Annotated in this window: 3 protein-coding genes; 2 read left to right on the top strand and 1 reads right to left on the bottom strand. The window is 71.1% G+C overall.

What is annotated here, in order from left to right; all coding sequences use genetic code 11:
* Positions 1-792: 792 nt before the first annotated feature.
* Positions 793-2,904: a site-specific recombinase gene (locus X946_RS03875; RefSeq protein ID WP_038744354.1), complete on the top strand. Its 2,112-nt coding sequence runs from the start codon at positions 793-795 to the stop codon at positions 2,902-2,904.
* A 353-nt stretch (positions 2,905-3,257) separates the two neighbouring features.
* Positions 3,258-4,556 carry a THUMP domain-containing class I SAM-dependent RNA methyltransferase gene (locus X946_RS03880; protein WP_038744356.1) on the top strand — a complete coding sequence of 433 codons (1,299 nt, stop codon included), beginning with the start codon at positions 3,258-3,260 and terminating at the stop codon, positions 4,554-4,556.
* A gap of 465 nt (positions 4,557-5,021) precedes the next feature.
* Here X946_RS03880 and X946_RS03885 read toward each other — a convergent pair whose 3' ends face one another.
* Positions 5,022-5,684: an SRPBCC family protein gene (locus X946_RS03885; RefSeq protein WP_235363991.1), complete on the bottom strand. Its 663-nt coding sequence runs from the start codon at positions 5,682-5,684 to the stop codon at positions 5,022-5,024.
* Positions 5,685-5,931 lie beyond the last annotated feature (247 nt).

Consider the following 5,931-nt stretch of genomic DNA (forward strand, 5'->3'; position numbering starts at 1 on the left):
GGAAGCGGCGGAAGCGGCGGAAGCGGCGGAAGCGGCGGAAGCGGCGGAAGCGGCGGAAGCGGCGGAAGCGGCGGAAGCGGCGGAAGCGGCGGAAGCGGCAAAAATGATCGCATAAGCCGGTTCGCCCGGCCTGCACCGAATCGATCGATTTTGTGCCGCTCCGGTAACGCGTGAGCCCCGCCGCCCGTGAACCGCCGGCTGTCCGGCGCAGTCGCTCCGGTCGGCACCCGGATTCGGCGGTCGCGGCCGATAGCCGCAGATCGCCCGACCAAGCCGCTGCCGTCGCCGAGCCGCCGGCCCGACCGCCACGACGCGCGCCCCGCCCTTGCCGGGCCGAATCCGGCCTCGGGGCCGTGCCCGTCGGCCTATCCGCTGGTCCGACCGCCCGCCCCAACCGGCGTGACGGCCCGACGGCCGGACAACCCGAAATCCCGACAGCCCGAAATCCCAACGGCCCGACGGTCCGACGGTCCGTTTGACATTGTTTATCGATTCGACCGAGGAACCGACGGCGCCGCCGACAGTCGCCTTGCGTTTTTTGCGTCGATTGACGATCCTACGCACCTTCCGGCGAGCCGGGGGCCACGTGCGCCTGCCGCGCCGCCCCGCCGTCGTCCCGGACCGTGCCGGTCCGTCATCGCGCCGCGAGCCGCGGCGCCGCGCATTCGACGTACGCCAGAACGATTGCACGATCGACCGAACCGCCGCGCGCGAGCCGCCCTTGCGCCGCGCCGCCGGTTTGCGCAGCATTCCGACAGAACCCTGCCCTTCGGGGCGCCCGATATTCCGCTTATGTTCGAATCCCTGACGACCCTGATCAAGAAGTGGCGCGCGTCGCGCAGCGCGAGTCATCAGCTCGACGCGCTCCTCGCGACGGCCGACGCCGACGCTCCTTACGCGGAGCGCGCCGAATGGCTGATCGAGCTCGCGCACTGGCTGCGCCGCGACGGCGCGATGCTGGCCGCCGCGCCCGCGCAGGCCGAATCCGGCGAACGCACGTTCGCCGCGCACGCGCGGCTGCGCTACGTGCTCCACGTGCTCGATCGCAACCCCGAGTGGAAGACGAACGTCGCGCGCGTGCTGCGCGGCGTGCTGCGCGAAAGCGACGGCATCTCGCTGCTGTGCGACGCCGGAATGCCCGTGCATTCGGGCTTCTTCGGCGCGCTCGTCGAGCGGATCGACTCGTCGCTGATCCCGCCCGCGCCGAACCGCCGCGAGCTCGCCGCGCTGTTCACGCTGATGTTTCCGTCGACGCCCGACGCGCAATGGATCGACGCGCTGCCCGACGATCTGCTCGCGCGCCTGGCCGATCTGTTCGCGTTCGACGTGACCGACAAGGAGCGCCACCAGCCCGGCTCGCTCTCGCGCGACCTGCTCGCCGCGCTGCACAACCTCACGTGCCAGATCAGCTCGACGGGCCTGTCGCAGACGGTACGCAGCCGCCTGTCGGACGAGGACGCGCGCACGCCGCTCGAAGCGCAGCCGTTCTACCGGCTCACGCGCGCGATGCTCGCCGTCGAGACCGCGCAAGCCGCGCTCGACGACGGCGGCGCTCCGAGCAAGCTGCTGCACGAAGTCAACTATCTGCGCGTGCTGCTCGACGAGTGCCGCGTGTCGATCGACGACGTGTTCTCGCATCTGTACCGCAACGGCGTGTCGGTCGACATCGTGTTCCAGGTCGAGCGCATGCGCATGCGCATCCTGCGCGCGGAGACGCTGCTGAATGCGTGGATGGCGCGCGACGATCTGCGCGGCCTCGCGCGCCTGACGGCCGAGCTCGTCGACGCGAATCAAAACAGCCAGAGCGTGTCGCACCTCGTGCGCAGCAACTTCGCCCTCTTCGCGCGCAAGCTCGTCGAGACCAACGCCGACACCGGCGAGCACTACATCTCGCGCGGCCGCGCCGAGTATCTGAGGATGCTGCGGGCGGCGGCGGGCGGCGGGCTCGTGACGGTCGTGACCGTCTGCATCAAGTTCGGGATCACGGGCGCGCACCTGCAATCGATGCTCGAAGGGCTGCTCGCCGGCATCAACTACGCGGCGAGCTTCATGCTGATGCACTTCCTGCATTTCACGCTCGCGACGAAGCAGCCCGCGATGACCGCGCCGACGCTCGCGCGCGAGCTCGACGGCACCGGCCACGACGAAGGCGTGAAGCAGTTCGTGTCGTCGGTGATCGCGCTGATCCGCACGCAGGCGGCCGCGATCTGCGGCAACGTGCTCGTCGTGCTGCCCGTCTGCTTCGCCGTGCAGATGTTCGCGAGCAGCGTGCTGCACGCGAACGTGATTTCGCCGGAGAAGGCGCACGCGACGCTGAAGTCGTTCTCGCTCATCGGCCCGACGCCGATCTACGCGGCGCTGACGGGCGTGCTGCTGTGGGCGTCGAGCCTGCTTGCCGGCTGGGCCGACAACTGGTTCGTGCTGCATCGCGTCGGCGACGCGCTCGCGTACAACCGCCGCCTGCGGATCACGCTCGGCGTCGCGGGCGCGGCGAAGCTCGCGCATTTCTGCCGCTCGAACGTGGCGGGCGTGGTCGCCAACGTCGGGCTCGGGCTGATGCTCGGCCTCGTGCCGGCGATCGTCAGCGCATTCGCGTTCTCGTTCGAGGTGCGGCACGTGACGCTCTCCGCAGGCTCGATCGGCGTCGCGCTCGGCGTGCTCGGCGAGGAAACGCTGCGCTCGGCCGAGCTGTGGTGGGCGGTTGCGGGCGTCTTCAGCATGGCGATCCTCAACGTCGCGGTGAGCTTCGCGCTCGCGTTCACGATGGCGGTGCGCTCGCGCAGCCTGCGGCCGACGAAGGTGCGCGCGCTCGTCGCCGCGATCGGCCGCGCCGTGCTCGCGCGGCCGGCGAGCCTCGTCTGGCCGCCGCGCGGCGCCGCGGCAAGCGATTCCCGCGCGCACTGATCGGGCGGCCGAGCGGGCCGGCGCGGCGGCACGGCGGCGCCCCCCGAGCGGGGAAAGCGCGCCGACGGCGCCGCGCGACGCACCGCGGGCACCGGGGCGGCACGCGGCGACCTCGCGCCGCCCCGGCCGCCGCGCGCGAATCGCGACAACGAACAGGGTGCGTGCGTCGAAGTCGAGGAAGTCGACCCGCCGCACGGGAACACGGCGACGCGCCGATACCCCGATACCCCGATACGCCAACACGCACGATTTCGCCTACCCTGCGCCGATGCGCGGCGCTCTGCGCAACCGCCCGCGGCGAGCCCGCCCACCCCGCGTACAATGGCGTACTTTTGCACGCACCAGCCCGCCTTATGTCCTCGCCGACCCTATTCGACTTCTTCGCTCCCTGCCCGCGCGGGCTCGAAGCCGCGCTCGCCGCCGAGCTCGCGGAAATCGCCGCGCGCCATGCGATCGCCCCGTACGACGCGGGCGAGCAGGTGCCGGGCGGCGTCCATTTCCGCGGCGGCTGGGCGGCCGGCATGGCGGCCAACCTGCATTCGCGGATCGCGAGCCGCGTGCTGCTGAAGATCGCGCACCGTCCGTACCGCAACGAGCAGGACGTCTACGCGCTCGCGCTCGAGCAGCCTTGGGAGCGCTGGTTCGCGTCGACGCAGACGCTGCGCGTCGACATCACCGCGATCAAGTCGCCGCTGAAGAGCCTCGAATTCGCGACGCTGCGCGTGAAGGACGCGATCTGCGACCGCCTGCGCGAGAAGACGGGCGCGCGCCCGAGCGTCGACACCGCGCAGCCGGACGTTCGCGTATTCGCGTTCCTGACGGCCGGCGACTGCACGCTTTACCTCGATACGTCGGGCGAGCCGCTATTCAAGCGCGGCTGGCGCCTCGACAAGGGCGCGGCGCCGCTGCGCGAGAACCTCGCGGCGGGCATCCTGCGCCTGACCGGCTGGACGCCCGGCACGCCGCTGTACGACCCGATGTGCGGCAGCGGCACGTTCGTCGCGGAAGCCGCGCAGATCGCGCTCGGCGTGGCGCCGGGCATCGAGCGCCGCTTCGGCTTCGAGAAGCTCAAGCAGTACGACATCACCGCGTGGCAGGCGCTGAAGGTCGCGGCGATGGACGCGAAGCGCGCGGCGCGCGGCAAGCGCGATGATCTGCTCGTCTTCGGCAGCGACATCTCCGGCGACATGCTCGAGAAGACGCGCGCGAACCTCGAGCGCGCGGGCGTGCCGTCGCTGTGGCTCAAGCAGCTCGACGCGCGCAACATGGCGCCGCCCGTCGAAACGCCCGGCGTGATCGTCACGAACCCGCCGTACGGCGAACGGATCGAGGTGCGCGGCCGCGGCCCACGCGGCGACGCGCGCGAGACGGGGAGAAACCGCGGCGGCGACGACGCGTTCCGCCGCACGCACACCGACGCGCCCGACGGCGAATTCTTCCGCGCGGTGGGCGACGCGCTCAAGCAGCGCTTCACCGGCTGGCAGGCGTTCATGCTGAGCTCGGACCGCACGCTGCCGGGCCAGCTGCGGCTGCGCGAATCGGCGAAGACGCCGCTCTTCAACGGCGCGCTCGAGTGCCGGCTGTTCCGCTTCGATCTGATCGCGGGCAGCGTCCGGCAGCGCCCGGCGGCCGCCGACGGCGACGGCGAGTAACGCGCGGCGCGTTCGGCGGCGGCGCATTGCCCGCGCCGCGCAAGCGGCGATCCGGAGCGGCTGACGCGATCGCCCCGTGGCGCGCCGAATCATTCGGTGCGGATGTTGGACACGGCCGGGCGGGCACAGCCTGTTGAGCTCGGCCGTTGAGCTCGGCCGGTCGGGCGCCGCCGGTCAGGCGCCGCCGGTCGGGCACGGCCGGTCAAGCACGGCGGGATAAGCGCGGCCGGTCAGGCACGAAGCGCGAACGGTCCGCATCAAGCTTGCGCCGTGTGGCGAACGCGCCGATTCCGAGCCGCAGGCGCGATCGCCCGCCCGCGCGCCGGCCCCCATCCGGCGCGGCCGGTTGACTGCGGCCGGTTCGACACGACGCGCCGCTGGCCCGCATCGGCAGCCGCGCTCGAATCGCCCCGCCGGCCCCGTGCGTCGTGCGGCGCGCATGTCGATGCGGCGAGCGCGCAGTCGTCATTTCTTTTCAACGTCACCGTGCCAACGGCGCGCCGTCATCGCGAGCGGCCGCCCCGTCTCGAGCAGCGTCTTCAGGCTCGACAGCACGACGGGCCAGCCCATCCTGATTCCGCGGTCCATGTCCGAATCCGGCACGAGATTCTCGTGCTTCACGGTGAGGCGCACCGCGTCGTCCATGAACGGCTCGACGGCGAACGTCACGCGCGTGTCCTCGCTGCCGGTCGGAAATCGCCACGAGATCACGAGCCGGCTCGGCGAATCGTTCTCGATCACGTCGCCGACGAGATCGACCGTGCGCGGATCGTCGTAATCCTGGTGCTCCCAGCGCGAACCGGGCTTCCAGTCCGGCGACGCGTTGCGGTGCCGGCACCAGTACTCCTTCGTCAGCTCCGCGTTGGTGAGCGCATCGAACACGCGCTCGGGCGTCGATGCTATGTATGTCACATACACATAAGCGGGGTCAGCCATCGTCGTCTCCCTGTCCTCATCGGTGCGGGCCGCGCCGGGCCCGCGTTGCGGATTGGCGAGCGCCTGCGGGCGGCGCCCGAGCTTGCCGATCCGGCGCTCGGCGGTTTCGGCGGTTTCGGCGGTTTCGGCGGTTTCGTCGATCTCGTCGAGCGCGGCGAGCGCGGCGAGCGGCTCGGAATTCGGGTCATCCAATTTCTGGCGGCCGCGCGCCCCGCACGATCGCCGCGGTATTCACACCCTCGGAGCACGTCTCGCACGTGCCGCCCCGTCGATTGCCGACGCCTCGCGGCGCGTCGCCGGTGTTATGGCGAACCTATCGGCGAGTTCTTTGTCCAGCCCTTTCGGCAAGCTCTTCGGCAAGCTCTTCGGCAAGCTCTTCGGCAAGCTCTTCGGCAAGCTCTTCGGCAAGCTCTTCGGCAAGCTCTTCGGCAAGCTCTTC

The sequence above is a fragment of the Burkholderia sp. ABCPW 111 genome, from assembly GCF_000773065.1.
GTDB lineage: Bacteria > Pseudomonadota > Gammaproteobacteria > Burkholderiales > Burkholderiaceae > Burkholderia > Burkholderia savannae.

Coding starts and splice junctions, on each gene's coding strand:
- X946_RS03875 (WP_038744354.1), top strand. CDS start 793: ATGTTCGAATCCCTGACGACCCTGATCAAGAAGTGGCGCGCGTCGCGC.
- X946_RS03880 (WP_038744356.1), top strand. CDS start 3,258: ATGTCCTCGCCGACCCTATTCGACTTCTTCGCTCCCTGCCCGCGCGGG.